The organism is bacterium, assembly GCA_021372515.1.
Classification (GTDB): domain Bacteria; phylum Gemmatimonadota; class Glassbacteria; order GWA2-58-10; family GWA2-58-10; genus JAJFUG01.
Genome location: JAJFUG010000073.1, coordinates 35,349 through 62,029, shown reverse-complemented (window position 1 = coordinate 62,029; position 26,681 = coordinate 35,349). Strand labels below are relative to the sequence as shown.

23 protein-coding genes are annotated in these 26,681 nt (G+C 63.1%); 14 read left to right on the top strand and 9 right to left on the bottom strand.

Annotated elements, in window-relative coordinates; all coding sequences use genetic code 11:
- Window positions 1–129 precede the first annotated feature (129 nt).
- A complete protein-coding gene (locus tag LLH00_07835) occupies window positions 130–1,920 on the bottom strand; it encodes a lysophospholipid acyltransferase family protein (GenBank protein MCE5271179.1) in 1,791 nt (596 codons plus the stop codon).
- Window positions 1,921–2,180: 260 nt separating this feature from the next.
- On the opposite strand from LLH00_07835, the gene LLH00_07830 reads away from it, so the two are divergent.
- The 6 genes from LLH00_07830 (at window position 2,181) to LLH00_07805 (ending at window position 6,436) form a co-directional block, all read left to right on the top strand.
- A complete protein-coding gene (locus LLH00_07830) occupies window positions 2,181–2,390 on the top strand; it encodes a hypothetical protein (GenBank protein MCE5271178.1) in 210 nt (69 codons plus the stop codon).
- 448 nt (window positions 2,391–2,838) lie between these two features.
- Window positions 2,839–3,705, top strand: a complete 867-nt coding sequence (gene lsrF / locus LLH00_07825; GenBank protein MCE5271177.1) for a 3-hydroxy-5-phosphonooxypentane-2,4-dione thiolase — start codon at window positions 2,839–2,841, stop codon at window positions 3,703–3,705.
- Entirely contained in the window at window positions 3,705–4,751 is a 1,047-nt protein-coding gene (locus LLH00_07820; GenBank protein MCE5271176.1) for a zinc-dependent dehydrogenase, read from the top strand. The genes lsrF and LLH00_07820 overlap by 1 nt, the downstream gene beginning before the upstream one ends.
- Window positions 4,752–4,781: 30 nt before the next feature.
- Window positions 4,782–5,123, top strand: coding sequence for a PAS domain-containing protein (locus LLH00_07815; GenBank protein MCE5271175.1), 342 nt, complete (start codon window positions 4,782–4,784; stop codon window positions 5,121–5,123).
- A gap of 56 nt (window positions 5,124–5,179) precedes the next feature.
- Window positions 5,180–5,662 carry a hypothetical protein gene (locus tag LLH00_07810; protein MCE5271174.1) on the top strand — a complete coding sequence of 161 codons (483 nt, stop codon included), beginning with the start codon at window positions 5,180–5,182 and terminating at the stop codon, window positions 5,660–5,662.
- Window positions 5,663–6,436, top strand: coding sequence for a DUF1828 domain-containing protein (locus LLH00_07805; protein MCE5271173.1), 774 nt, complete (start codon window positions 5,663–5,665; stop codon window positions 6,434–6,436).
- A 110-nt stretch (window positions 6,437–6,546) separates the two neighbouring features.
- On the opposite strand, the gene LLH00_07800 is transcribed toward LLH00_07805, so the two are convergent.
- The 3 genes from LLH00_07800 to LLH00_07790 all read right to left on the bottom strand — a co-directional run bounded on the left by LLH00_07800 (window position 6,547) and on the right by LLH00_07790 (window position 10,067).
- The gene (locus tag LLH00_07800) at window positions 6,547–7,845 is read right to left on the bottom strand and encodes an acetylxylan esterase (GenBank protein ID MCE5271172.1); all 1,299 of its coding nucleotides are present in this window, start codon (window positions 7,843–7,845) and stop codon (window positions 6,547–6,549) included.
- 117 nt (window positions 7,846–7,962) lie between these two features.
- Complete coding sequence (locus LLH00_07795; GenBank protein MCE5271171.1) at window positions 7,963–9,066, bottom strand: radical SAM protein; 1,104 nt, start codon at window positions 9,064–9,066, stop codon at window positions 7,963–7,965.
- The gene (locus LLH00_07790) at window positions 9,066–10,067 is read right to left on the bottom strand and encodes a hypothetical protein (GenBank protein ID MCE5271170.1); all 1,002 of its coding nucleotides are present in this window, start codon (window positions 10,065–10,067) and stop codon (window positions 9,066–9,068) included. The genes LLH00_07795 and LLH00_07790 overlap by 1 nt, the downstream gene beginning before the upstream one ends.
- Before the next feature lie 255 nt (window positions 10,068–10,322).
- Here LLH00_07790 and secD point away from each other — a divergent pair, with 255 nt between their 5' ends.
- From secD to LLH00_07770, 4 genes are all read left to right on the top strand, one after another.
- Window positions 10,323–12,206 carry a protein translocase subunit SecD gene (gene secD, locus LLH00_07785; GenBank protein MCE5271169.1) on the top strand — a complete coding sequence of 628 codons (1,884 nt, stop codon included), beginning with the start codon at window positions 10,323–10,325 and terminating at the stop codon, window positions 12,204–12,206.
- Between the two features lie 54 nt (window positions 12,207–12,260).
- Window positions 12,261–13,346, top strand: coding sequence for a protein translocase subunit SecF (gene secF, locus LLH00_07780; GenBank protein MCE5271168.1), 1,086 nt, complete (start codon window positions 12,261–12,263; stop codon window positions 13,344–13,346).
- A 143-nt stretch (window positions 13,347–13,489) separates the two neighbouring features.
- On the top strand, window positions 13,490–14,089 hold the full coding sequence (locus tag LLH00_07775) for a hypothetical protein (GenBank protein ID MCE5271167.1): 600 nt from the start codon (window positions 13,490–13,492) through the stop codon (window positions 14,087–14,089).
- 110 nt (window positions 14,090–14,199) lie between these two features.
- On the top strand, window positions 14,200–16,419 hold the full coding sequence (locus LLH00_07770; protein MCE5271166.1) for an acetylxylan esterase: 2,220 nt from the start codon (window positions 14,200–14,202) through the stop codon (window positions 16,417–16,419).
- Window positions 16,420–16,506: 87 nt separating this feature from the next.
- Here the strand turns inward: LLH00_07770 and LLH00_07765 are convergent, their stop codons facing one another.
- Window positions 16,507–16,998: an Rrf2 family transcriptional regulator gene (locus tag LLH00_07765; protein ID MCE5271165.1), complete on the bottom strand. Its 492-nt coding sequence runs from the start codon at window positions 16,996–16,998 to the stop codon at window positions 16,507–16,509.
- 344 nt (window positions 16,999–17,342) lie between these two features.
- On the opposite strand from LLH00_07765, the gene galK reads away from it, so the two are divergent.
- The 4 genes from galK (at window position 17,343) to LLH00_07745 (ending at window position 21,377) form a co-directional block, all read left to right on the top strand.
- Window positions 17,343–18,788 (top strand): galactokinase, encoded by a 1,446-nt coding sequence (galK, locus tag LLH00_07760; GenBank protein ID MCE5271164.1) that lies wholly within the window; start codon window positions 17,343–17,345, stop codon window positions 18,786–18,788.
- Between the two features lie 72 nt (window positions 18,789–18,860).
- A complete protein-coding gene (locus LLH00_07755) occupies window positions 18,861–19,358 on the top strand; it encodes a nitroreductase family protein (GenBank protein ID MCE5271163.1) in 498 nt (165 codons plus the stop codon).
- Between the two features lie 87 nt (window positions 19,359–19,445).
- The gene (locus LLH00_07750; GenBank protein MCE5271162.1) at window positions 19,446–21,134 is read left to right on the top strand and encodes a sodium:solute symporter family protein; all 1,689 of its coding nucleotides are present in this window, start codon (window positions 19,446–19,448) and stop codon (window positions 21,132–21,134) included.
- An 18-nt stretch (window positions 21,135–21,152) separates the two neighbouring features.
- Entirely contained in the window at window positions 21,153–21,377 is a 225-nt protein-coding gene (locus LLH00_07745; GenBank protein MCE5271161.1) for a hypothetical protein, read from the top strand.
- Window positions 21,378–21,651: 274 nt separating this feature from the next.
- Here LLH00_07745 and LLH00_07740 read toward each other — a convergent pair whose 3' ends face one another.
- From LLH00_07740 to LLH00_07725, 4 genes are read right to left on the bottom strand one after another with little or no spacing between them, the layout of a single operon-like run.
- A complete protein-coding gene (locus LLH00_07740) occupies window positions 21,652–23,103 on the bottom strand; it encodes an SPOR domain-containing protein (GenBank protein MCE5271160.1) in 1,452 nt (483 codons plus the stop codon).
- A complete protein-coding gene (locus LLH00_07735) occupies window positions 23,104–23,448 on the bottom strand; it encodes a cupin domain-containing protein (protein MCE5271159.1) in 345 nt (114 codons plus the stop codon).
- Window positions 23,449–23,501: 53 nt separating this feature from the next.
- Complete coding sequence (locus LLH00_07730) at window positions 23,502–25,583, bottom strand: PBP1A family penicillin-binding protein (protein MCE5271158.1); 2,082 nt, start codon at window positions 25,581–25,583, stop codon at window positions 23,502–23,504.
- 2 nt (window positions 25,584–25,585) lie between these two features.
- Window positions 25,586–26,533, bottom strand: a complete 948-nt coding sequence (locus LLH00_07725) for a hypothetical protein (GenBank protein MCE5271157.1) — start codon at window positions 26,531–26,533, stop codon at window positions 25,586–25,588.
- Window positions 26,534–26,681 lie beyond the last annotated feature (148 nt).

The window sequence follows — 26,681 nt, the reverse complement described above, 5'->3', positions numbered from 1 at the left end:
ACTGCAAGCCCTGGGACCATTTTCCCCCGGAATGCGACTGCTGTCAAGAAACAAATGAATTCCACCCGACACAAAGGCCCTGCCGGAAAAGCGGCGGGGCCTTTCGAGTCAATACTCCATGTTCAGTAATCAGACCTCGCGCCGCGTCCGCTCCAGCCCGTGGTGCTCGGCGAAGCGGGCGAAACCGTGCCGCCCCATGAACCGCGACAGGATACGCGGGTCGGTGGTGCGCAGGTCCACCCGGATCAACCCGTCCACCACGTCCGAGAACTTGCGATCCACGTTGAAACTGAGCAGTGAGGCGTTCAGCCGCAGGTAGTGCTTTATCAGCACCGGCACACCCTTGCCGTCCGCCTCAAGCTCCGAGACCAGCATGGAGACATCCTCGATGTCCCGCAGGCTGCCGCCCTCCAGGGCCCCGGCCGCGATGCGGAACGGCTTGCGCGGCCGCACCAGGCGCGACAGATCGGGGTCCAGACGGTTACGGCTCAGGAACTGCACGATCAGCCGGCGCGACACTGCATGGTAGTCGCGGCTGATACTGACCGGGCCGAACAGCACGCAGCGCCAGGGCTCGCGGCAGACAAGCTCGCCGATTCCGCGCCACAGAAGGGCCAGGCTGGAGGGGTGGCGCTGGTACTCGCGCCGGATGAACGAGCGGCCCAGCTCAATGGCATTGTCCAGGCGCGACAGGAACTCGGGTCCGAAACGGAACAGGGTGCCGCTGTACAGCCCGGCGCGGCCCTGTCTGGCGATCAGGCGGTCGGCCAGGCCCAGGCGGTAGGCCCCGGCCACCTCGGCGGCAGCCTTGTGCCAGAGCACCAGGTGGATGTAGTGATTGTCGAAACGGTCCAGGTCGGAACTTTTGCCGGTGCCCTCGCCGATCTGGCGGAAAGTGATCTCGCGCAGACGGCCCAGTTCCTCGATCAGCGCCGGGGCCTGCTCCCGCTGAACCGCGTAGACCGCGAACTCACTGTCCTCGGCCAGGAAAGAGTCGGACGGAAGGGCGGCCAGCTCGGCGGCGATGGCCTCGGCGGGACGGGCCGTGGCCACCGGACGCTCGGTGCGGGCGAAACGGAACCCGTGCACGCGCTTGGGCCGGGCCGGTACGCGGTTGCCCAGGATCAGGGTGCTCAGGCGCAGGTAATCGGCCAGCTCACGGTCGCTCTCGAACTGCTCCAGGCGGCTCCAGGGAATGGGACGGCCCACCAGCACGCTCAGGCGGCGGTTGCGCTTGTTGACCAATTCGCGCGGCAGCATCGCGGTGCGAAGGCGTGGGTCCAGCAGGCCAAGAAGATTGAACAGGGCGCTGTTCCGTCCCGGGAAATAGACCGGCGTCACCGTGGCCTGGCTATGCCGCACCAGAGCGCCGATATGCTGGCTCCAGACCCGCTCGCCGCTCTGACGGCGGCTCAGGGCCAGGTGGGCCACCTCACCGGCCGGGAAAGCCCCCAGCACGCCGCCCGAGATCAGGTGACGGATCGAGGCCTTGAGCCCGCGGATGTTGCTGCGCGCCGCCTCGCTCCCGCCGAACGGGTCCACCGGGATGATGTAGGGCCCCAGCTCCGGGATGCGCTGCAGAAGGTAATTGCCCAGGAGTTTGGTGTCCTGGCGTCGACGGGTGAGAATGTCGCCCAGCACCAGGCCCTCGATCCCACCGAACGGGTGGTTGGCCACCACCAGCAGGGGGCCGGCAGCCGGGATTTTTTCCAGGTCCTCGGGCGAGATGTCGTAATCCACGCCCATGAACTCCAGGCTGCTGCGGAAAAAGCTGCGCTCCGGCGCGCTCAGGTCGAGGCCGGTGTAGATGTCGTTGAGCCGGGAGACGGCCAGAATGGACTCCAGACGAGAGCCGAGGATGGCACGCACGCGGTTGGTGCCGCGCGGGTCCAGGGCGCCGCGGATATCGATCAGTTTCACACCGTCCTCCGGGTTTCAGTGGCGTCTGAATACACGTAATCCAGCCTGATGCATAAACATAGCTCCGGATAGTGAGCCGGGGTTTGGCGTATGGTGAGGAATTCATTTGCGGGGCTACCGGAAGACAGCACGACCCGGCGGCATGCCTGTTGACTGTCCAGGCGCGTGGGTCTATCTTTTAGCTGCGCAAGACTGAAACACCCGCTGCCGGAATGCGGCAATCGCAGTCCGGCGACGTTCAACCGTAAGGAGCCGCCAACATGCCAATCGAGGGTTTTATCGACTACCAGCGCCGGGAGTACTGCAAGGACATCCAGTGCCCGGTGCAGGTCCTTCTTGACCAGCAGGCCGCGGGTTCGGCAGGCTACGACCAAGTCCGCTCGATCTGCCAGAGCGCGTGTATCCACAGCACCTACGAGTTCCATCACTGGCTGATCCAGCACGGCTACGAGGTCGTGCGCCGGGGGTGAAAGCCCCGCATGAACCTCAGGGGCGCGATTATCCCTCCCCTTTTCGTAAAGGGGGACCGAGGCATGGATGTCCGGTTAGGTTTTTGCATATCAGCTTTACGGGCGAACACAAGGTTCGCCCCTACGACACCGCCTGACATCCCAGGAGGGTAAACCCGCTTGCGGCTGTCAGGCCGCCGCAGTTCTGCCTTTGGGGGCCGCGCCTGTCTGAGCCTGCACCACGGGTAGCGTGAAGTTGGGGGGCGAAACGGCCAAGCCTGAAGGTGCTCTGCGGTTCGGCGGCGATTCGCGCCAGCGCCGCCGCTGCAACGCGGTAGCGGAATCGACGTTTCGGTGACGCTACAGGTTGAAAGACTGACGTGGCTGGGACGAGTTCGCGGCCCCCGCTGGCTTTGCTGCTTTGGCCGAAACCAAAGCAGAATAACACTTTGCAAATCGCCCGAAGGAAATTTTCAATAATTATTTACCGGAGGCTTTAAATATGGACTGGGGACTGCAAAACCGCCTGAGCCGCCTGATCCCGGCGGATGGCCGCTGTTTCTTCCTGCCCATCGACCACGGCTATTTCCAGGGTCCCACCACCTGCCTGGAGCAGCCGGGCGAGACGATCCGCCCGCTCGTGCCCTACTCGGATGCCCTGTTTTGCACCCGCGGGGTGCTGCGCGCCTGCGTGCCGGCCTCGATCCAGATACCGATCATCCTGCGGGTTTCTGGCGGCACCAGTGTGGTCGGCCCGGGCCTGGAGGATGAGATATTGACCACCTCCATCGAGGAAATCCTTCGGCTGAACGTTTCTGCCGTGGGCGTGTCGGTGTTCGTGGGCACGCAGTGGGAGGGCCAGACCCTGGGCAACCTGACCGAGATGGTGAACCTCTGCGCAGACTACTGCATCCCGGTGATGGCCGTGACCGCGGTGGGCAAGGAGTTGGACAAGCGCGACGCCCGCTACCTGGCCCTGGCCAGCCGTATCTGCGCCGAGCTGGGCGCCAGCGTGGTCAAGACTTACTGGTGCAAGGATTTCGACAAGGTGACCGGCGGCTGCCCGGTGCCGGTGGTGATCGCCGGCGGACCGGCCTGCGAGACCGAGCTGGAGGTGTTCGAGTTCGTGTATGACGGGATCCAGAAAGGTGCGATCGGGGTCAACCTGGGCCGCAATGTCTGGAAGAACGCCCACCCGGTGCCGGTGATCCGCGCCCTCAACGCCGTGATCCACGGCAACGCCAAGCCCAGGGAGGCGAACCAGCTTTTCCAGGAGCTGGTGGCCGAGGAGAGCAAGGCTCCTGCCAAAAAGTGCAATTGCAAAAAGGAGAAATGATGAGCCTGGCCGGCACTCCCATGCGCGTGGGGATGTACTACAACAACCGGGATGTCCGCCTTCAGGAGCTGCCCGTGCCCGCGATCGGGCCGGATGAGCTGCTGGTCAAGGTCATGGCCAGCGGTATCTGCGGCAGCGATGTCCTGGAGTGGTACCGGATCAAGAAAGCCCCGCTGGTGCTGGGCCACGAGATAGCGGGCCTGGTGGTGGAGACGGGCGAGACGGTCAAACGCTACAAGCCGGGCGACCGGGTGTTCGTCGAGCACCACATACCCTGCAACACCTGCCGCTACTGTCTGGCCGGCAACCACACGGTCTGCGAGACCCTGCACACCACGAATTTCTTCCCCGGCGGGTTCGCCCAGTACCTGCGCGCCCCGGCGATCAACGTGGACCGCGGCACCCTTCTGCTTCCCGACAGCGTAAGCTGGGAGGAGGGCGCGTTCATCGAGCCGCTGGCCTGCGTGGTGCGCGGCCAGCGCACGGCCGGGTTCCAGCCGGGACAGAGCGTGCTGGTGATCGGCAGCGGCATCTCGGGCCTGATGCATATCATGCTGGCCAAGGCCCAGGGCGCGGGACGGATCATCGCCACGGACATCAGCGACTACCGCAAGGCCAAGGCGGCCGAGTTCGGGGCGGATCATGTATTGGACGCCCGGGAGGACGTGCCCGCGCGGGTGCGCCAGCTCAACGACGGCCACGGCTGCGACCTGGTGGTTGTCTGCGCCGCGGCCCTGAGCGCGTTCAAGCAGGGCCTGGGGAGTGTGGACCGCGGCGGCACGGTGCTCTGTTTCGCCACCACCGACCCGGGCGTGGAGATACCCATCCCGGCCAACGAGTTCTGGCGCAACTCGATCCGGGTGATGCCCAGTTATGCCAACAGCCCGTATGACGCCGCGCTGGCCCTGGAGCTGATCCGCGCCCGGCGGGTGGATGTGGCGCGACTCGTCACCCACCGTCTGCCCCTGAGCGAAATCCAGTACGGGTTCGACCTGGTGGCCAACCCGGGCGAGTCGATCAAGGTGATCATGGAGCCGTGGAGCTGAAGCGGTTCGGGACAGGAGAAAGGCGGCGGGATGGACAGGCTTGGCCTGCTGGAAGCGTTTTTCGACAGCCACCCGGACCCGGTGGTGATCACCGGCACGGACCACAAGGTGCTTCTGCTCAACCGGGCGGCCAAGGACTTCTTCAAGGGTGGGCACGAGCTGGAGGGTACGAGCCTGTTCGACTGCCACAACGAGAAGTCGCGCCGGATAATGGATGGGATTCTGGTGCGCCTGGCCGCGGGCGAGGCGGAGGAAGTGCAGATCACGGAAAAGCCCGGCCAGCGCACCTACATGCGCGCGATCCGGGACGGCGAAGGGAAACTGCTCGGCTATTACGAGCGCTACACTTATTTCCCGGACCTGGTGCCGTAAAAAGGCTCAAGAATTCTAAACCAAACATACTGTGATTCTTGGAGGAGTAAATCACAATGGCTGCAAAATACTCTGATACCGAGATTACAGAATTGATTTCAGAAAAAAAAGTCCTTGGGAGTGATTACCGAAATAAAATGAAGCTACGCGAGAAGCGAGGTCACAAGGAACAAGAATTTGATTTTTTTGGAGAGAACGGGAATCAATTTCGTCTTATCTTGAGGCAAAACAGTTTTAACGCACTTGATTTCTCAATCATTCTTGCGCATTGTCCAGCAGGTAGCAATCAGATATTTCGTTTGAGACGATACAACGGGAAAAGTCACGAGCACACAAATGGAATAGAGTCCGACACATTCTATGATTATCATATCCATTCAGCAACAGAACGGTATCAAGAATTAGGAGCGAGAGAAGATACCTATGCTGAGCCAACACAACGATATTCAGACTTCACTTCAGCAGTAAAATGTTTATTTGTCGATTGCAATTTTGACCTTCCAAGAAATCCTCAAAAGAATTTGTTTGAGGAGGTATAGATGAATACCGAAACAATTAGACAAGATTTTCGCAATAGAGTATGCGAGCAGATTCGCCTGGAGCAGGAGGGTGAGGCTCGTTTTAGAGTATTCACTCCTTTTATGTTTGAAGACGGAGACCATCTGGCAATTACTCTCAAAAGAGATAATGCGAGTTGGATTTTGTCTGACGAAGGACATACCTATATGCACCTCACGTATGATATTGATGAGAAAGACATTCTAAAAGGAACCAGGCAAAAGATCATCAGCAATGCATTATCCGTATTTAAAGTTGAAGATCGAGATGGTGAATTAGTACTTGCCATTCAGGAAGATCAATATGGTAATGCGCTTTATTCTTTCACTCAGGCATTGTTGAAAATCACCGATATCTCCTATCTTTTAAAAGAACGCGTACGATCAACATTTATGGAAGATTTTCGTGCGTTTATGACTAATAAAATTCCGGAGAGCCGCAGAGTTTTCGATTGGCACGATCCTATACACGATACACAGGGTATGTATAGTGTAGATTGTAAAATTAATGGTATGGAGCGTCCGCTTTTTGTATTTGCCGTGCCAGGTGACGATAAAGCGCGAGATGCTACTATTTCTATGCTCCAGTTTGAAAAATGGCAACTTCCGTTTCGCAGTATGGCCGTTTTCGAGGATCAGGAATGTATCAACAGGAAGGTGCTGGCTCGTTTCAGCGATGTTTGCGATAAACAGTTTTCAAGTCTTGGAACTAACAGTGACCGTATCGAAAGATACCTGCAGGAGATAACGAAGTAAAATATATGCCCACGAAAGAGAGGGCGGGCCAGGAGGCCCGCCCTCTCTTTCCACCTCATCCTATATAATTATTTTGTTCAATCCTGCAATTTGTAGCTTCTTTCCCCCGCTCACTTCCCCTTCACATACTCATCCGCCCAGCGGATATACTGCGCCCAGTCGTACGGGGTGACATCGTGCCCGCCGGTGCGAAGGTGGTAGGCCATCCGCCCGCGCACCGGGCTGTCCGGCGCGGGCCAGTCCGCCGCGGCCAGGCTGTCTCCGGTCAGGAGCTTGTAGACCGGACTCGCCGCCTTCAGGGCCAGGAACTCGCCGTGCGGGTCGGCCCAGCGGTCCTCGGTGGCGCTGGCCACATAGACCGGACGCGGGGCGACCAGGGCGATCAGCTCGTGCTGATCCACGGGCAGCTTGTCCTCGTGGCCGTTGTACTGCTTGAAATTGCCGCAGAACCAGTGCGGGAAGCTGGTATTGATTATCTCCACAGTCTCGCCGAACGCCCGCCGCGAAAGGGCCGCGCCGCCGCAGCCCGAGTTGTTCGAGATCACCCCGGCAAAACGCTGGTCGGTCGCTCCGGCCCAGAGCGCGGTCTTGCCCAGACGGGAGTGGCCCAGCACCACCACGTGCCGGCTGTCAATCTGGCTGTCGGTTTCCAGGTAATCCAGGATCCGGCTGAGGCCCCAGGCCCAGGCCGCGAGGCTGCCCCAGGCATCCGCCGGGCGCGGCTCGGGCGGCGGGCTCTGGAACAGGCCGTGCGCGCCGTTGGCGAAACTGTCGGGATAGTCCGGGTCGATATCGCCGTAGTAGGCGGTGACCAGGGCGTAGCCGCTTGCAAGTATGGCCGGGATGTCCCAGCGCGAGGACGCGGTCCCGCGGGAGGCCTCGGTGGCCTTGTTGTCCACCACGCCCTTGTCCGGGCTGGGGCGCATCCAGTTGGTGTTGAGGATAATGCCGGGATCATCGCTCACGGTCTGGTTGCCGCCGAAATTGAGGCCCAGGAACGCCGGGACCGGGCCGGGGGCATTCGATGGCAGGTAGATCAGCACACCGACAGTGAGCGTGCGGCCCCCCTGCTCCAATGTAATATCCACCTGCTTGCGCAGGGCGGCGCCGCCCAGGGCGAGACTGCTGTCGAGAAGCGTACGGCTCACTTTTTCGGTCCGCCCGGGCGCACGGCCGTAGACCTGTTCGGTGAAAAGCTCCAGAATTTCCGGCCGCCTCTTTTCGATCCAGGCCGCCTTGTCTGTCACCGGGGCGCCGTCGTTGCAGACCAGTGGATCGGGCAGAGTGTACTTTGGCACCTTGGACTCGTCGTAATTGGCCTTTTCCTCCTCCTGCGCGGACAGGGCCGCGGGGACAAGGCTCAGGGCCAGGATCAGCCAGAACAGGACAAAGCTGCATTCCGCTTTCATCGGCGCGCCTCCGGGTCATGAAGCATAAAATATATGTATATTTATTCTTTGTGGATAAACAAGGCAATACTCCATTATCGCACGGATCGGTCCGCCGGGCAAGAGCGGGATTCCATCTCAGGTCCTCCGGCCCGGCGGAGCTGGGAACAGGCGCTCCACGGCCAGCTCATCCCGCGGGTCCAGTTCCACACCCAGCGCCCAGCGCCAGACAGTTTCACTCTCCAGGCAGAGGTAGACAAACGCCCGGTTGTCGAAGCGCCGGATACAGTCGTGCAGGTGACGGTACATCTGCACCCGCAGCGGCTGCGGGTAGCGGTACTTGCCGTCCGGCGGCACCGGGAAAAGCTCGCCCTCCAAAAGGCCCGCCGCGGCCCCACCCCGCCCCTCCAGGCACGGGGCCAGCCAGGGAGCATAGCGCAGGCCGCCCAGGCTGATCCAGGCGATATCCCCGGGACGGGCGAAGCTGTAGATACGCTCGACTGTCTGCCGGTACTGGTCCTCCCAGTCCGGGAAGCGTATCAGGGGGTCGAAGTGGAATCCCAGTCTGTACCCGGCGTCCAGAACTTTGCGCGCCGCGTCGAGCCGGGCCCCCAGCGCGGCGGCCCCGTGCTCCAGCCCCCGGCAGACAGTCGGCGCGTTGACCGACCAGGACACGACCACATTGGACGGGACAGACGGCACGGATAGCAGTTCGGTCACCCGGGCGCTCTTGGTCTTCAGCTCCAGCCAGGCCCCCGGGTGCGCGGCGAAAAAGCTTATCAGTTCCGGTACGAAACCGGTAAGCTCCTCCAGGGCCAGGCTGTCGGCCAGCTCACCGGTGCCGTAGCGGGATGGGTGGCCCCGCTCGACCGCCATGTCCCGCTCCAATTCCTCCAGGGCCTTTTCCAGTTCCGGGTAGACCAGGGTGGCGGGACGGTTGAGGTAGCCCTGCAGCACGCAGTAGGCGCAGTCAAAGGGACAGCCCTCCACCAGCTGCAGCACCCGGTAGCGGCAGCAGCGCATGGCCTTGGAGCAGGGGCAGGCCTCCACCCGCGCGCCGCGGTAGGGCAACAGGGCCAGGCTGCGTTTGGGGTTTTCCACGGGCGGAAGGCTTTCCAGGCTCTCCGCACCCACAGGCAGCTCGATCACCCGGGCCGCGCCGGCCCGCTCCACGATCCTGCGTGTGCGCGGGTGAGCGGAGATTTCGGGATGAACGTACACTGTATCGAAATGCCGGGGCATCAACGGTTCTCCGGCTCGGGCGCGCCCAGCAGGCGGAACAGCTCTCCGGCTGCCGGTCCCTGTGCCGCGCGGGCCAAGGCCGCGGCGGCCCCGCTCCAGGCCTCGGTCGTGCCCGGCTCGAAGCTTATCCGAAGCCTATCCCCCTCCAGCGCCTCGGGCGGCTCCACTTTCACCCCCTCGGGCAGGCCCAGGCTTTTGACCGTTTCGGCGAAACGCTGCCGCAGAGCGGTGCTCTCGGGGTAGCGCAGCTCGGTCAGACGGCGGCTCACCAGCTCGCGCCCGGCCGAGCGCGCAGTCTGGGCGTCCAGCAGAATATCGGTGATGCGGCTGTCGGCCAGGATGTCCTCCAACGTCTGTCCGCTCCGTCGGGATATGCTTGTCAAAAAACCCAGCCAGCGCCGCAGCAGGTTCCCGCCGGGGTTGAGCGCGCGCAGCAGCACCAAAAGCCCGCGCTGGGACTCGCGGGGCAGTCCGGCCAGGACCACGCACTCGGGCAGGGGGGCTTTCTGGGACGCACACCAGCGGGCCAGCGGCTCCTCAAGGTTTGCGAGCGCGCGCAACGAGGAAAACGCTCCCTCCGTGGCGGGCTGGCCGAGAAGGGGCAGAAAGCCGGTCAGGACGGATTGTTCCGCTCCGTCCAGCGCCTCCAGAGATTTCAGCGCGCGCGACGCCTCCACCGCGGAAAGCTCCTCGCTGCGGCCGGACAGGCGGGCCCGGAAAAGCTCCAGGGATGGGCAGTCCTCGGCGAACACCAGGGCCGGGAAACTTTCGGCGCCCAGCTCGCGCAAGCTGTCGAACCGGCTGAAACCCCGCACCAGGCGGTATCTGCCGCCGGCAATCTCCTGCACCCAGAGTGGAACCTCCGCCGTAGCACGGCCCACCCTGTCCCGGGGCGGCTGCTGCCGCGCGGGCCAGGCCAGCTCGAAACGCCGGTCATCGCGCTCGATCGCCGTGAGGGCCAGCCGCTCCAGGCGCGCCCCGCGGTAAATGTCATACTCCATCGACCTGTCCTCCCCAGACAAACCCGGCCTTCCCTGTTGCAGAATGGTCCGATTGTTGGTAGATTGAGCAACCATAAGGCCGTATGGCCTTAATATACGGGCCTTTTTTATATTGACAAGACCCGCCTGAATTTCTATCTTTTTAGTTTAACGTTCCTTCCGGGAGCAGACTCGAAAATTGGCCGCCGGAAAACCCCGGCTTAATAGATAACCATCCGATCCAAGCACCGTTGACCTGTTTGGGAGCACTGGCTGATGACTAAAAATATACGTTTCAGGCTGATCGTGGTCCTGGCTATCCTGATCGGCACGCTTTACTATCTGTACCCGACTATCTACCTGATCAGCCTCTCCCCGCAGAAAAAGGAGATGATGGCCCTGTCCGACCCACAGCGCCTCGAGGATCTCGAGAAACGCAGCATCAAGCTGGGGCTGGACCTGCAGGGCGGCATGCACATGGTGCTGGAGCTGGACAAAAGCAAGATCAACATGAACGGGAGCGAGGCCAAGGACGCAATCGACCGGGCCCTGGAAATCATCCGCACCCGCGTGGACCAGTTCGGCGTGAGCGAGCCGCTGATCCAGAAAGCCGGGGATGAGCGGATCGTGGTGGAGCTGGCCGGTATCGTGGACACCTCCCGCGCCCGCGCCCTGGTCCAGCAGAGCGCCTACCTCGAATTCAAGCTGGTCAAGCCCCAGGCCGAGTTCCTCCAGGTGTTGCGCCAGGCGGATGAGGTGGTGCGCGAGAACAATCTGTACGTGCTCTCCGACCGCACCCCCGCCGGTCAGGCTCAGCCTGCGGTCGGGGAGGCGAAGGACAAGTCTTTCAACCCGAGCGACCTGTTCAACAAGAACACCTCCTCCGACACCAGCGCCCAGGCCCCCGACAGTACGGCCGCCAAGTCCGACAGCTCGGCGGCGGCCGCGGACACGAGCAGCGAATCTCTCCTGCCCGGCGAGACCGCCGCGGCAGATGCTCGCCAGGCCCCGGTGAGCCACTTGTTCGCCTCGGTCCCGATGCGCGGGGCCGGCCAGCAGCCCGAGGGCGAGCTCCTGGTGCCGGTCAACAACATCCCGCTGATCAAGGCCTACCTGGCCAAGCCGCAGGTCTGGCAGACTGTCCAGAACGCCGAGGTGGCCGGGTCGATCGATTTCACCCGCTACAAGAGTTCGGGCGAAGACCCGGAGCCGGATACCCTGGATGTGGAGTGGGGGGATGACGCCACCGACTATGTCGGGCCGGACGGCACCCAGTACAAGCGTATCTTCTTGATGAAGAAAAAGCCCGAGATGACCGGCCAGTTCCTGGCGGACGCCAGCGCCACCCTGGGCAGCGGCAACGATGTCGAGACAGCCAACAAGCCGCTGGTGCTGATGACACTGACCAGCGCCGGCGCCGACAGTTTCGAGGTGATAACCGAGCGTTTCCTGCAGCGTGACCTGGCCATCGTGCTGGACAACATAGTCAAGTTCGCCCCGCGGATCATCTCACGCATTCCGGACGGCCATGCCCAGATCACCGGCGTGCCGACCATGGACAAGGCGCGCGACCTGTCGATCGTGCTGCGCGCCGGCGCATTGCCCGCCCCGCTGACCCTGGCCGAAAGCCGCACCGTGGGTCCCTCGCTGGGCGCGGACTCGATCCAGAAAGGCCAGTTCTCGGCTATCGTGGCCCTGATAATAGTGGCCCTGTTCATGCTGGTCTACTACCGGTTCAGCGGGATGGTGGCCAACCTGGCCCTGGTGTTCAACATGGTGATGATCCTGGCCGTGCTGGCCGGGTTCAACGCCACGCTCACCCTGCCCGGCATCGCCGGCCTGATCCTGACCATCGGTATGGCGGTGGACGCCAACGTGCTGATCTTCGAGCGCATCCGCGAGGAACTGCGCACCGGCAAATCGATGCGGGCGGCGATCGATACGGGTTACGAGCGGGCCTTCTCGACTATCCTCGACTCCAACCTGACCACTTTCATCACCGCGATCGTGCTATTCCAGTTCGGGACCGGCCCGATCAAGGGCTTCTCGGTCACTCTGAGCATCGGTCTGGCGGCGAACATGTTTACCGCCGTGTATTTTACCCGCGTGATTTTCGACCTCTGGACCGCACGCAAGAGTGTCAAGTCGATTTCGATATAACAGGCCGGCCGCTTCAGGCGGCCGGGTGGATACCGATAAAAGGAGCCCTTAACAATGCTTGAACTCGTCAAGAACCCGAATTTCGATTTCATCGGCTTCCGTAAGATCGCCCTCTGGGCCTCGCTGACCGTGATCGTGCTGACCATGCTGATCCTGGCCCTTCGCGGCGGCCCGCGCTACGGGATCGATTTCACCGGAGGCGCGGCCATAACGTTCTCATTCCAGCAGGAGGTCAGCGCCGAGGAAGTACGCCAGGCCCTGGCCGCCGCGGGCGAGAAGTCGTACGAGGTGACCCATTTCGGCGACAAGCGCCACGTGCTGGTCCGTCTGAAGGTGCTCGACACCACCCGTGACTACCTGACCCCGATCCAACAGCAGTTCGACCAGCGTTTCCAAGGCAACACCTACACCGTGGACCAGAACGACCTGGTGGGGCCTAAGATCGGGACCGAGTTGCGTGAGAAAGCCCTTCTGGCCCTGCTGTTCTCCTGGATCGGCATCATCATCTACATCTCGATCCGTTTCGAGGCCGAAAGTTTCCTGGGAGTGCTGGGCACGCTGGTCTTCGGGCTGATCGTGCTGTCGATCAGTCAAGCCAAGGCGGTCCTCAGCTCCGACATCCTGACCCTGCTGCTGATGGCCGGCTCGCTGGCGGTAATGGCATATATTTGCGTTAAATTCAATTTCAAATATGCGGTCGGGGCCATCGCGGCCCTGATCCACGACGTGTTTTTCACGCTCGGGCTGCTGACCCTGATGAACGTCGAGGTGGACCTTACCATCATCGCCGCGCTTCTGACCATCGTGGGCTACTCGCTCAACGACACGATCGTGCTGTTCGACCGGGTGCGCGAGGAATATCCCAAGGAGCGCAAGCACCTGCCGATGGACACCATCATCAACAACTGCGTCAACCATGTCCTGTCGCGCACGATCATCACGGCCGGCACCACGCTGCTGGCCGTGATCGTGCTGCTGTTCTTCGGCGGCGAGGTGATCCGCCCGTTCGCCCTGGCCATGACCATCGGCATCATCGTGGGGACCTACTCCTCGATCTACATCTCGGCCCCGGTGCTGATCTACTGGCAGGAGAAATTCGGCAAGGGACAGGAGCTGGCGGGTAAAAAAGTCCAGGCCTGAGCGGCTTGAGGAGTTGTCCGGTTCAGTCTTTCCCCAGGGGTACGGTGCGCGAGTTGCCGTGCCCCTGGGCTGTTTTATCCGCTGTGCTTTCGAATAAAGTGCGGCCCCCCGCCTAATTCAGCCGGCGAAGGAGACCGGGAAAAATGAAAAGAATAATCGCCCTCCTGCCCCTGTTGCTGCTTCCGCTCGTCTCCTGCAAGGAGAAAGAGGCGGTCGAGATAGTCAACCTGGCCGGCAGCCTGTATGCCAGCCTGCTCAACTATCAGAGCGTGGGGTTCACCGTGCCGGAGGATATCCCGCTGAACCAGGACCTGGGCTCCAGCCGGACCCTCTCGTTCACCACCCGCACCGAGCCTGTCCAGATGAGCCTGGTGCGGCGCGGCTACGATTTCTCCTCGCTGTCGCACTCCGTGCTGCACCTGCGCATGCAAATGGAGCCGCAGAATTACACCGGCACGGTCGAGGTGCGCATCTTCGTCAGCCCGCTGGTGGATGTGTTCAACGATCCGCAGGCGGTGCAGATCGCCGAGCGCAAGATCATCCCCGCCATGTTCGATATGAGCGGCGAGGACCAGAGGCTCAACACCTACCTGCTGCGCGAAGATTTTTTCATCGGCTTCCAGTTCGTGCTGGAACCCAGCCTGGTAAGCGCCCGTCACGTGGCCGTGGCCGGACGGATCGAGGAGTTCGAGCTGACCGTGACCGGCAGCCGCACCCTGACCGGCAGCTACCCCGGGTATTGAGCCGCCCAGCGCCCTCCGGTCAGCCCTGCGCGGCTGGCCGTGACCGGAACGACTCGCTTTCCACCGCAGCACAATTCCACCCCCAACCCTTTTCGCAGAGGGAGGCCCGGATGAGATTCCCCCGATCCATCGCACTGACAGCTCTGGCCGCGCTCCTGACGGTTTTCGCGATTAACGGAGCAGCGACCGCCCAGGAGCTGCGTGTTTTCCGCTCGCAGATGCCGTACGAGGACGACCTGATGTGCCGCCAGCTTTACGAGTATCTGACCGTCATCGCCCGGGGCTGCCTGGAGCAGCAGGACCGTGAGATACAGGCCCTTGTCACCCCGGAGGACATCGCCGCCCGCAAGGCCCTGGTGCGCGAGCGGATCATGGACTGCCTGGGGCCGTTCCCGGAGCGCACCGAGCTCAAGGCCCGCACCACCGGCTCGTTCGAGCGCGAGGGCTACCGGGTGGAAAACGTGCTGTTCCAGAGCCGCCCGGGCTTCTATGTCACCGGCAACCTCTACATTCCCACGGTGGGGGCCAAGCCTTTCCCGGCCGTGCTGGGGGTCAACGGGCACACGCTCAACGGCAAGGCCGGCGAGACCTACCAGCACATCTGGATCGGACTGGCGCGCAAGGGTTACGTGGTGTTCACCTTCGACCCGCCGGGCCAGGGCGAGCGTTTCATGTACTGGAACCAGGACCTGGGCGAAAGCCTGGTCCAGGGCACCACGCCCGAGCACACCATGGCCGGCATCCAGTGCCTGCTGACCGGCTCCAACGCGGCCAATTACTTTGTCTGGGACGAGATACGCGCCCTGGACTACCTGATAGGCCGTCCCGAGGTGGACCCCAGGCGCGTGGCCGTGACCGGCAACTCGGGTGGCGGGATGCAGAGCGCCTACCTGGGCGCCCTGGACGACCGCCTGGCCGCCTGCATCCCCAACTGCTACCTGAACTCCTGGGAGCAGCTCTGGACCACTCTGGGACCGCAGGACGCCGAGCAGAACATGCTGCCCTTTGTCGGCTCGGGCCTGGATTTCGTGGACTACATCCTGCCGTTCGCCCCGCGGCCCTACCAGATGAACCTGGCGATCCAGGACTTCTTCAGCATCGTCGGGGCGCGCCACACCTATGAGAAAGCCAGCCGCATCTACGGTATCCTGGGGGCCGGGGACAACCTGCGCAAGGTGGAGTACGACAGCGGCCACGGCTACTGGCAGCCGATGCGCGAGCAGCTGTACGGCTTCCTGAACAACCGTTTCAAGGGCGGGCCGGACGCGCCGGACCCTGAGCCGCCGATCACGGTGGAGCTGGACCGCACCCTGCAGGTGACTCCCACCGGCCAGGTGATGACCAGCTACCCGGACAGCCGCACCATCGACCAGCTCAACGCCCAATATGCACGCACAGTACGCTACAAGGCGGTAATTCCCGCCACGGCCGGGGCGTTCCCGGCTTTCCGCGAGGACATACTGGCCCGGGTGCGCCGGGCAACCGCGTTCCAGAAAGCCGACAACCCTCTGGATATCCAGTACCGCGGCAGCCTGGACCAGGGCGGGATGAAAGTGGAGATGCTCACCTACTGCAGCGAGCCGGGGATCACGATCCCGGCCCTGCTGTTCCGGCCGGCCTCGGGCGAGGCCACGGGGCCGGCGGTGCTCTACGCCGCGGATGAGAACAAGGCCTATGACGCCGCCAGCGAGATCGCGGCCCTGGTGGCCGCCGGGCACATCGTGCTGGCGCCGGACGTGCGCGGCAAGGGTGAGCTGGCGCGGGGGTACATCGAGGTCAACGACACGTTCGCCCAGTGGTTCGCGCGCGACTGGCAGATCGCCCTGATGGGCCTGCAGGTGAAAAAGCCGCTGGTGGGCATGCGCGCCCTGGATCTGGTCCGGGCGGTGGATGTGCTGACCGGCTGGGAGAAGACCAAGGCCGCGCGGGTGGTGGCGGTGGGACGCGGCTCGGGCTGCATTCCGCTGCTTCACGCCGCGGTGCTGGATGAGAGGATCGAGGCCGTGGTGCTGGACGGCGGCCTGGTTTCGTGGGAGTCGATGCTGAACTCGCACCTGCACCGTCAGCAACTGGACAACGTGGTCCTTGGAGTCTACCGCGAGTATGACCTTCCGCTGCTGGCTGCGGCGCTGGCCCCGCGTCCGCTGATGCTGGTGGGCCCGGCCGATGCGATGGGCCACCCGGTGCCGCCGGACAGCGCGCGCGCCGGTTTCACCCAGGCCGCCGCCTGCTACCGTCTGCTGGGAGCCGCCGGGATGCCCGCGGTGGCCGAGCGACCGGCCGGAGTGCGGCTGGCCCAGGCCTGCGCCACGCTGCTGAACGGCAAATAACAGTTCAGCAGCGGTCGCCAGAACAGAAAAGGGGCCGACCTTCCGGTCGGCCCCTCTCTTTTTCCCTTTAGCACAAAAAATGCTTTTTCAGTTTCCCGCCGCCTGCGCAGAGCTCTCACACCGGTTCTCGGAGCAGCGTTTGAACTCGGTGCTCACATTCGGCACCTTGCGGTCGATAAGGTTCTGGACGGTGATCCGCTTGCCGTATTCCTCGCAGAACTGGAACACGATATCCCAGAACAGCCTGATCTCGCAGTCGCCGCCGCGCGGACAGGGGCTCTTCTCACGGTCGAACTTCGCACAGTGCCCGTCCGCGTTGATCTCGCTGGAAAGCATTTTCAGGACCTGGCAGACCGTGATTTCCTCGGGCGGCTTTTTCAGGCGGAACCCGCCCTTAATCCCACGCGTGCTCTCGATCAGGCCCTTGCGCTTAAGGATACCGAGCAGCTTGTGCACGTAATCGAGGCTGATTAATTCGTTCTCGCTTATCTCCCGGGCGGTCAGGGCCTCATCACCGTGACGGCGGGCGAGCTGCAGCACGCAGCGCAGACCGTATTCCTCCTGGGCGCTGAAATGCATCAGACCTCTCCTCTGCTACCTGCAGGATTGGGGGACATCAAATTGCCGCTCCCGGCAATTGAGCGCGGATTGTTGCACGCACCCGGGCGCCGTGGTCCGCAAGATACCATATAACCTAACGGTCATTCGATTTGCATGTTGCATCAAAAGGGAGGTAATAATATTTCACTTTTATGTGCTACACGCAAGAAAAGGTTTTCAGGAATTACACGAATTGTCCCACCCGTGTTCCGATTCTCCTATTTACTTGCGCCTGAGCGCCGCAGGTTTAAAATTACTGTTTGGCAAATTACAAATGCCAGCTTGTCGTGGGTGGTGACAATTATACTCTCGGGGACGGGCAAATGATCCTTATCGACACACTGCTTCAGGGGCTGCGGCGGCGTGACAGCCGTTTGAACAGCCAGCTTGAAAAGATTTACTCGCTGGATACGACCGACCGCCTGATCCACCTTCTGGAGACTTTCTCCGAGCGTTTCCCGGACGAGCCGGAGGTGTCGGTGCTGCGTGCTCCGGGCCGGGTGAACCTGATCGGGGAGCACACCGACTACAATGGACTTCCCGTGCTGCCGATGGCCATCGACTACGACATGCTGGTGGCATTCGCGCCGCGCCAGGACGCGGTGGTCAAGGCGGTCAACCCGGATTTCCCGGACCGGGTGTTCCAGCTCGAAAAGAAAATTCCGCATTTCGAGACCGGCGACTGGGGTAACTACGTGAAGGCCTCGGCCCAGGGGCTGATCGACCATTTCGGGTCAGCGGACGGGCTGCGCGGGATGAACGCCTGCTTCTACGGCACCGTGCCGGTGAGCGCGGGCCTTTCCAGCAGTTCGGCCCTGGTGGTGGGGGCGGCTCTGTCCCTGTTGCAATCGGCAGGCCGTCAGGTAGAGCGCCGCGAGCTGGCCGACCGCCTGGCGGATGCCGAATGGTACGTGGGCACCGAGGGTGGCGGGATGGACCAGGCCGCCTCGCTGCTGGCCGAGCGGGACAAGGCGCTGAAGATCGATTTCTACCCGCTGCGCGCCGAGCCGGTGTTCCTGCCCGAGGGTTTCACCGTGGTGGTGGCCAACTCGATGGTGGTGGCGTCCAAGAGCCAGAACGCCCGCTTGCAGTACAACACCCGCCATGCGGTCTGCCGCATGGCCACAGCCCTTCTGGTCAAGCGCCTGGAGCTCGACCCGCACAAATACCCCCGCCTGGGCGACATCTATTTCCACCTGGGCCGCGACCGGATGCTGGCCGCCTGCAAGCAGCACATGAAATGGCACGGCTACACCAAGACCGAGCTGGCGGAGGCGCTGGGCATCTCGCTGGATGATTTCAACCAGCGGTTCTGCACCACGGTCAACGGTGAGCACATTTCCGGGCCGGCGGAGGGTTTCAAGCTCCTGGCCCGCACCCGTCACGTGGTGAGCGAGTCGGCGCGGGTGGACCAGGCGCTGGCCGATATCCGCTCGGGCGGCGGTGGACGGATGGGCGAGTTCATGAACGGCTCCTACCTGAGCTGCCGCCACAACTACGAGGTGAGCCACCCGGCGATCGATGACCTGGTGGCGATCGCCTTGGAGGCCGGGGCGGCTGGCAGCCGTATCACCGGGGCCGGGTTCGGCGGCTGCACGGTGAGCCTGGTGCCGGATGACCGTCTGGAAAGTTTCCTGGACGAGGTGCGCCGGCGCTATTTCGAAGACGCGATCCAGACCTACCCGGAGGCCTACCGCCGCTACCGGGAAACCGATATCCCGCCGCTGCTCACGCTGCGGTCCTCGGGCGGGGCGCAGTCGATATTCTGAGAGACCGGGTGAGAGATCCAAATCCCGTATGCATTTGTGGAGTGGTTTGTTCATGTCCGGAGGGCAGGCAGAATGGACGCGATGGAAATGTTGAAGACACGCAGAAGCGTGAGAAGCTACAAGGACACTCCGGTCGAGCGCAGCCAGGCCGAGGCGATAGTGGATGCCGGGCGGCTGGCCGCCTCGGGCCGCGGGGTCGATCCCTGGGAATTCGTCCTGGTCACCGACCCGGTAAAGCGCAAGAAACTGGCCGGTATCTGCGACGCAGGCAAGTTCATCGAGCAGGCCCCGCTCTGTATCGTGGTGCTGTGCAAGGACACCAAATATTACCTGGAGGACGGGGCCGCTGCCACGCAGAACATGCTTCTGGCCGCCACGGCCCTGGGCCTGGGATCCTGCTGGGTGGCCGGAGACAAGAAGCATTACGCCGGGAAAGTCGAGGAACTGGTGGGCGCTCCCGCGGACTGCAAGCTGATCAGTCTGGTGGCCGTGGGCCACGCCGCGGATGACCTTCCCCCGCGCAAGCAGAGACGCGCCCTGGCCGAGATGCTGCACTGGGAAAAATTCTGAGGCAAGACAGAGACCTGAAAATAGACAGTCAGCGCCGGATTATTCCGTCAAGCCGTTAACCCTCAGAGGCAGAAAGGCCCGGCAAGAATGTTCACACTGCATGCAGTTGATCTTTTCATCATCATTTTCTATTTCCTCTTCGTAATAGGAGTAGGCTACTACCTGAAAAGCTACACCAAGACCGGCGAGGATTTCTTCCTGGCCGGCCGCAGCCAGACCGCCTGGATCGCCGGCATCTCGTTCATCGCGGCCAACATGGGTGCGCTGGAGCTGATGGGCTGGAGCGCCGCCACCTACCAGTACGGAATGCTGGCCGTGCACTGGTACTGGATCGGGGCCATCCCGGCCATCCTGTTCCTCGGCCTGTTCATGATGCCGTTCTACCATATCAGCAAGACCCACTCCGTGCCGGGCTACCTCCAGATGCGCTACGGTGAGGGAGCGCGCGGGCTGTCCGCTTTCACGTTCGTCATCATGACCGTGCTGGCCAGCGGGATCAACATGTACGCCATGGGCCTGATCCTGGAGAACTTCTTCGGCTGGGATTTCGACACCTCGGTCTGGGTCACCGCGATCACCGTGGCCCTCTACTGCGGCATGGCCGGGCTGACCTCGGCCATTTTCAACGAGATCGTGCAGTTCTTCCTGATCTGGGCCGGCGCGCTGCTGATCCCGATCTACGGGCTGATCGAGCTGGGCGGCTGGGACAAGCTGATGGCGATGGTCAACCAGCGCGCCGCCGAGCTGGCCCCGGCCGGCGCCCCGGTGCTCGACCGTCTGCATATCTGGTCCACCATGGCCTCGCCGCTGGACAACCCGATGGGCATGCACTGGCTGGGGATCGCGTTCGGGCTGTGTTTCGTACTGAGCATGGGCTACTGGACCACCGATTTCCTGGTCGTCCAGCGCGTGCTGACCACCAAGAACCTGCGCAGCGCCGAAAACGCCACGATCATCGGCTCGTTCTTCAAGATGGCGATCCCGCTGATCGTGATCCTGCCCGGCCTGATCGGTTTCGCCCTCATCCCGGGCCTGGTGCCCGAGGGCGCGGGGGTCAATCCCTCCACCACCTACAACGCCGTGCTGCCCCTGCTGATGAAACGCTATTTCGGCCCCGGGATGATCGGCCTGGGCCTGATCGCCCTGCTGGCCGGGTTCATGAGCGGCATGGCCGGCAACGTCTCGGCGTTCGCCACGGTCTGGACTTACGATGTCTACCGCAGCTACATCAAGAAAGACGCCAGCGACAAGCACCTCCTGGTCCTGGGCCGCTGGTCCACAATCGTCGGCGTGGTGATCTCGATAGCCACCACCTACATAGTCAAGCGTTTCTCCAGTATCATGGACTACATGCAGGCCCTATTCAGCTTCTTCATCGCCCCGCTGTTCGCCACGGTGCTATTGGGGATGTTCTGGAAACGAACGACCGAGAAAGCCGGGTTCTGGGGGTTGCTCCTGGGCATGCTCACTTCGATCGGCATTTTCCTGGGCATCAAATTCAACTGGCTCGACCCGAGCGTGGTCACTCTGAGTGAGCACGCCAGCACCATGGCGCTCAACATGTGGCAGGCGGTCTGGGCGTTCCTGGTTAACTTTATCGCCACGATTGTAATCAGCCTGTTCACCACGCCCAAGACCGACGCCCAGCTCAAGAACCTGGTCTACGGCGTGACCGACATACCGAAAGAGAAAGCTGCCCCGTTCTACAAGCAGCCGCGGTTCTGGGGCGTGGTCAGCTTCGCGATCTTTATCGTTCTGAACATCATCTTCTGGTAAACCCACAGGAGTGACGCTATGGCAGGCAAGAGCCGTATTACGATCTGGTTTTTAAGCGGACTGATAATCTTTGTCTACGGGCTGGCGGTAGCCGGCATGGGGATCTACAATTTCTCCAACCCGCCGCAGGTGGCCTGCGCCGAGCTGCACCTGGATTTCTACTGGGGCCTTGTGCTGATCGTGACCGGGGCGATTTTCCTGTACGCCCAGCGCCCGGGGCGCCCGGTCAAAAACGAGGACTGAGCCTTAGTTGATTTAAAGCCTTGAAGGACACGCCCTGCGTTCGATACGCGGGGCGTGTCCTTTTTTCAGGGAGGTTGGCAGAAGTCTCAGCAGCGTGCGGGGCGGGCCGGCATCCTTTTTGCCCGCGCCGGACACGTTCCCGCCCCCGGGCCGCGGGTCACGCAAAAAGGCTGCCGGCCCGCCCCCCCAGCGCACTTTCCTACCACAAAAAAACGGAGACGCCTGCGTACCTCGACGTCCCCGCTTCTGTTATACGTCTAAGTTACTGCCGGCCTCACTGCCCGGCCGCGCCCACCACTTTCCAGTCACTCAGCAGGCCCACGGAGACCAGGCGCTGCGCCTCGGCCGTGGCGGCCGAGTCCGAGGCGAACGCGCCAACCTGCACGCTGAACAGACGGCTCTTACCCACCTGGACCGGGCTTACCCGCGCCTGGACCCCGCCGGATTTGAGTTTCTCGCACAGGGCCACGGCCGAAAGGCTGTCCTTGAACGCCCCGGCCTGCACGCTGAAAGCACCTTCAGCCGGTGTTTCTTTCACTGTTTTACTCGCCGGACCGAAAGCCTCGATCAGCCTTTTACCCGAGGAGACGAGCAGGAACACCAGGACAAGGCTCAGCGCCAGGAGCAGGACCAGCCGCAGGCGACGGCCCAGGCCGCCGCCCACCGCGCCCCGCCCGCCCGCGAGCAGACGCTGGGCCAGCTGGTAGACCAGGCTCCCGGGCTTAAGGCGTGGGCCCTTCCCGGCCGATTCCCCGGGCGAGAACACCAGGTCGAACGACTCGGCGCTCTCCCGCGCGGCGGCCGGCCGCACCGGCGCCTCGAAGAATCCCGCCCCGCCGGCTGTCTCCGCCGGGGCGGGTCTGACACCCTCCTTGAGCGCCCGGCCGATATCCAGGGCCAGGCCGTCCGCGCGCTTTTTCTCGCGATAGCGACTGTTCAGGGTCTCGAGCAGCGGCCGCACCCGCTCACCCCAGCCCCGGCCCAGGGCGGCCAGGTAGAACCGGGCCGCGTTGTCATCCATGCGCTGGAAACTGACCAGGCGCGGGATCACGAACTCCAGCACTTTCTGGCTGTGCTCCGGGTAGACCTGCAGGCAGCGCTCCAGCACCCGCTCGCTCTCGAAATTGAGCACCCCGCGCAGGGTGTACTCGCGGGAGAGGATGCCCACCAGACGGTCATCCGGGCGCTCGTGGTAGCGTCGGCGCACGAACACCAGGCTCGGCTCCGAAAGCCGCGGCCGTCGGCTCCAGGCCCGCACCAGGAACGCGAAATAGGCCTCGTTGTCCGGATCCGCGGCCAGCACCAGCTCGTAAATGGACAGGGCCCGCTCGTCCTCGGCCCGCATTCCGAGCAGGATATCGCCGAACCGCCGGTTGACCAGGCGGGTGAGCCGCTCGCGCGAGGTGTTGAAAAAAAAGCTGCTCGCCAGGAACGAGTTAAGCCGCCGCCAGGCCCGCTCCAGCAGCTTGGGGTGGTACTGGCGGCTGAGGCGGTCCAGCTCCCGCTCCAGCAGCCAGCGGAAACGCACCCGTCCCCACAGGCTCATGCCCAGCGAGACCGCCAGCAACAACACGAGATAAGACCAGATGAGCAAGCTGCTGTCATCCAGTGTCTGCCCGGCGTACATCGACTCGTGGACCCAGGACAGAAGGCGGTACACGGCGAACAGGGCCACGAACGTGCCGAGAAACAGGCGCACTGCGACGTATTTTAAAAACTGAACCATCTATTTCCTTATCGGAATCACACAGATGAATTCCAGCTTGGAGGTCGGGGCGGTGTTCCGGAACTGATGCTTGACCCCACCCGGCACGAAAGCCACCACTCCCGGTTCCAGCTTGTGCTGACGGCCCTCCAGGTCGAGCACGCCCTGGCCCTTCCAGACAAAAATCTCGTGTTCGTTGGGATGACTGTGGCAGGGGGTGTATCCCTCCGGTTCCAGCTCGATCATGCGCATGGCGAAATTCTGCGCCCCGTCCTTTTCAGCCACGAGCCAGCGGATGCCCGCCCCCTTCGAGTCATCCCCGGTGAACTTCTCCAGTTCCACTGTCCTGTAGTCCACGCTTTTCATGTTGCACCCCCAGGGTCAAGCGTTAGAAAACCCGGGAACACGCCCGGACGGTTTCAGAATTCCAGAGTGTCCAGCGCCGCCGGCGGGGCGGTCTGGTCGGCCGTGCCGACCGAATCAGCCCCAGCCGCCGCGCCGCGCACAGCCTCTATCTGCTCCGGCAGCAGCGGGACCGTGATCCGGTCCGCGGCCGCGGTGCTCTCATCCGCTGGCAAGCCGCTCCAGGCGTTGACCTCCAGGAACTCGATCCCCGGCGGGATCGGGAATTCCTGGCGCTGACGGCCCGCGGTGGCCTGGTTCATGAACAGCGCCCAGATCGGCGCTCCACCGCGCGCGCCGGTCACGCCCAGGCGGCGTCCGTTCTGGGTGAAACGCATCTCGCGGTTGTCATCGTAGCCCACCCAGGCGGCGCAGGACAGTCCCGGGGTGAACCCGACGAACCAGGAGTCGCGGTAGTCGCTGGTGGTTCCGGTCTTGCCGGCGGCCGGGAGCATGAACCCCAGGCGGCGCAGCACCTGACCGGTGCCGTGGTCCACGACCGACTGCATCATGTCCACCAGTTGATAGACCACCTGCGGGTTGGCCACATCCCTTCCGCGCGGCACCGGGTCGTATATCACGTTGCCGCGGTAGTCCTCGATCCGGCGGATCGCGTAAGGCTCGTGGTAAATGCCACCATTGGCCAGCACGGCGTAGGCCCCGGCCATCTCCAGCGGGCTCACCCCGCTCGCGCCCAGGCTGAGCGCGGGCGTGGGCGTGAGCGGCGCCTGGATGCCGAACTGGCGCGCGGTCTCGACCACCCGGTCGGGGCCCACCATCTCGATCAGATCGGCCGAGATCACGTTACGGCTCAGGGTGAGCGCTTTTTTCAGGGTCATCCGGCCGAGGAAATTCTGCTCGAAATTCCCCGGGCTCCAGGTCTGTCCGCTGGGCAGGACGAAAGTGACCGCGCTGTCGACCAGGGTGGAGGCCGGACTGAGGCCCAGATCGCGCATGGCGGTGTAGTAGACGAAGGGCTTGAACGAGCTTCCCGGCAGACGGTTCTGGTGCAGGGCGCGGTTGAACTGGCTGTCATAGTAATCGCGCCCGCCCACCAGAGCCAGGATCGCCCCGGTGCCGGTCTCCACCGCCACCAGCGCCCCCTGCGGGTAATCAACCGGGGACTGGCCCCGCGTCCCGTATTCGGGAAGGCTGAGCATGCTGTCCAGACGGCGCAGGCCACCGCGCACCGCGCTGGTCGCCGACGACTGCAGGGCCGGGTCGAGGGTGGTGAACACTTTCAGCCCGCCGTAGTACAGGAACTCCTCGCCGAACTGCTCGCGGATGCGGTCCTGCACGTAGTCCAGGAAATAGCTGCTGCGCTCGGCGCCCTCGGTGTAGCGGCGCAGGGTGATTTCCTCTTTCTCGGCCGCCAGGCGCGCCTCGGGTGTGAGCAGACCCAGCTCGACCATGCGCTGAAGGATCCAGAGCTGGCGCGTACGGGCGCGCCCGGGGTGACGGTAGGGGCTGTAGAGGCTGGGGCCGTTGAGGATCGCCACCAGCAGGCTCGCCTGGCCCAGGCTGAGCTGGTCGGCGTGGCTGGCGAAATAGGTCCGGCTGGCCGCCTCCACGCCATAGGCTCCGCTGCCGAAATACATGTTATTGCAGTAGGCCTCCAGTATCTCTTTCTTGTCGAACATGTATTCGAGCTGGCAGGCTAACAGGATCTCTTTCAGCTTGCGGATATGGGTCTGCTCCAGGCTGAAGAAGAAATTGCGGGCCAGCTGCTGGGTCAGGGTGCTGGCTCCCCCCTCGATCCGCCCGGCGCGCAGGTTCTGCAGCAGGGCGCGCAGGATGCCTTTCTTGTCGATGCCGTGGTGCAGGTAGAACTCGTCATCCTCGGCGGTCAGCAGGGCCTGGATGAAATTGGGGCTGATCCGCTCCAGGGGCACGCGGTTTTTCTCGCCGATCGTGGAAATCAGGCTGCCCGAGCCGGAATAGAACTCGGTGCGGGTGTTGAGGACCAGCTTTTCCAGACGGTCGGGAAGCTGGGGTATCTCATCCCGCATGCTCACCACCACCACCACCCCGGCCACGAAAGCGGCCACCGCCAGGATCAGCGCGAGGTAGAACGCGGCCTTGACCAGTTTGAGCAGCATCCTCACGGGTTCGACTCCGGGGTTTCGCCGGACGCGGGGGGCACCGCCGGCGCGCTCAGGGTGTCGGCGCCGGGACGGCGGTCCGGGTAACGCTGGTAAAGAAGCTCATCCATGCGCTGGGCCAACTGCAGGACCGAAAGGCTTCGCCCCAGCACGCGCACCGTAGTCTGGTTCTCCACCCCGCCCAGCTCGAAAGCCATCTCCATGCGGTCCCCCACCAGGGAGTCGCGGGCCACGGCCACGCGCTGCAAGCGGTAACGCCATTGCAGCAGCTCGCCAGCCGTAACCGGGATCCCCTCGCGCTCATCCGCGCTCAGGTAGAGCATGGAGTCGAAAAACACATCCGCCGGGTAGAACGGCTGGTTGAGCGAGGGTATGGCCTCCAGCGGCTGGCCGCGGGTGCGGCGGCCGTCCAGGAAAAAGTCGACATATTCGCGGGCGAGGAGGATTTTTTCGAGCACCGCGTTCTGGCCGTCCAGCAGGAACACGTTCAGCTCGCCCTGCTCCAGGGTCAGCATCGTGCGCTGCCACTGGGCCAGCCGCGAGCTGATGTCCAGCAGGTGCAGCGGCTCGATAAGCATGGAGCTCTGGTAATAAGGAAGGCGGGAATAGATGTCCAGGAAACGCTCGCGGGTGAGGATCAGGCGCTCGCGCCCAGCGGCCAGCTCGAGCAACTGGCCCAGGTCATCCACGCGGATGTCGGGCGATTCCTGCTCGCGTCGGTTCACCACCAGGGCATCCAGCCGCTGCTGGACATCCTCGCTGGCGGTCACGTTCTCCCAGACCTGGCCGAACTCGGTCCGTTCGGCGTTGTGCCAGGTCAGGTAGCGGCCGATGGCCACCTCGACATAGCTGTAGCGGAACTCCAGGACCACCGCCGCCGCGCCGGCCAGGGCCAGCAGCAGGAAAAAGCCGATCCGTCCGAGGTTGTCCCGCAAGGCTGCGAGCATTTGCATCCGTTAGACCTTTACAATTTGGCCGTCACCTGTTCAGATTGACATCTTAGTCGGCTTGCGTTCAGGGATATTCATCCCAGGTTGTGAGTCTTTTTGCCAGCCTGCGTGTAGGGGCACGGAGTGCCGTGCCCATGAGGATTCA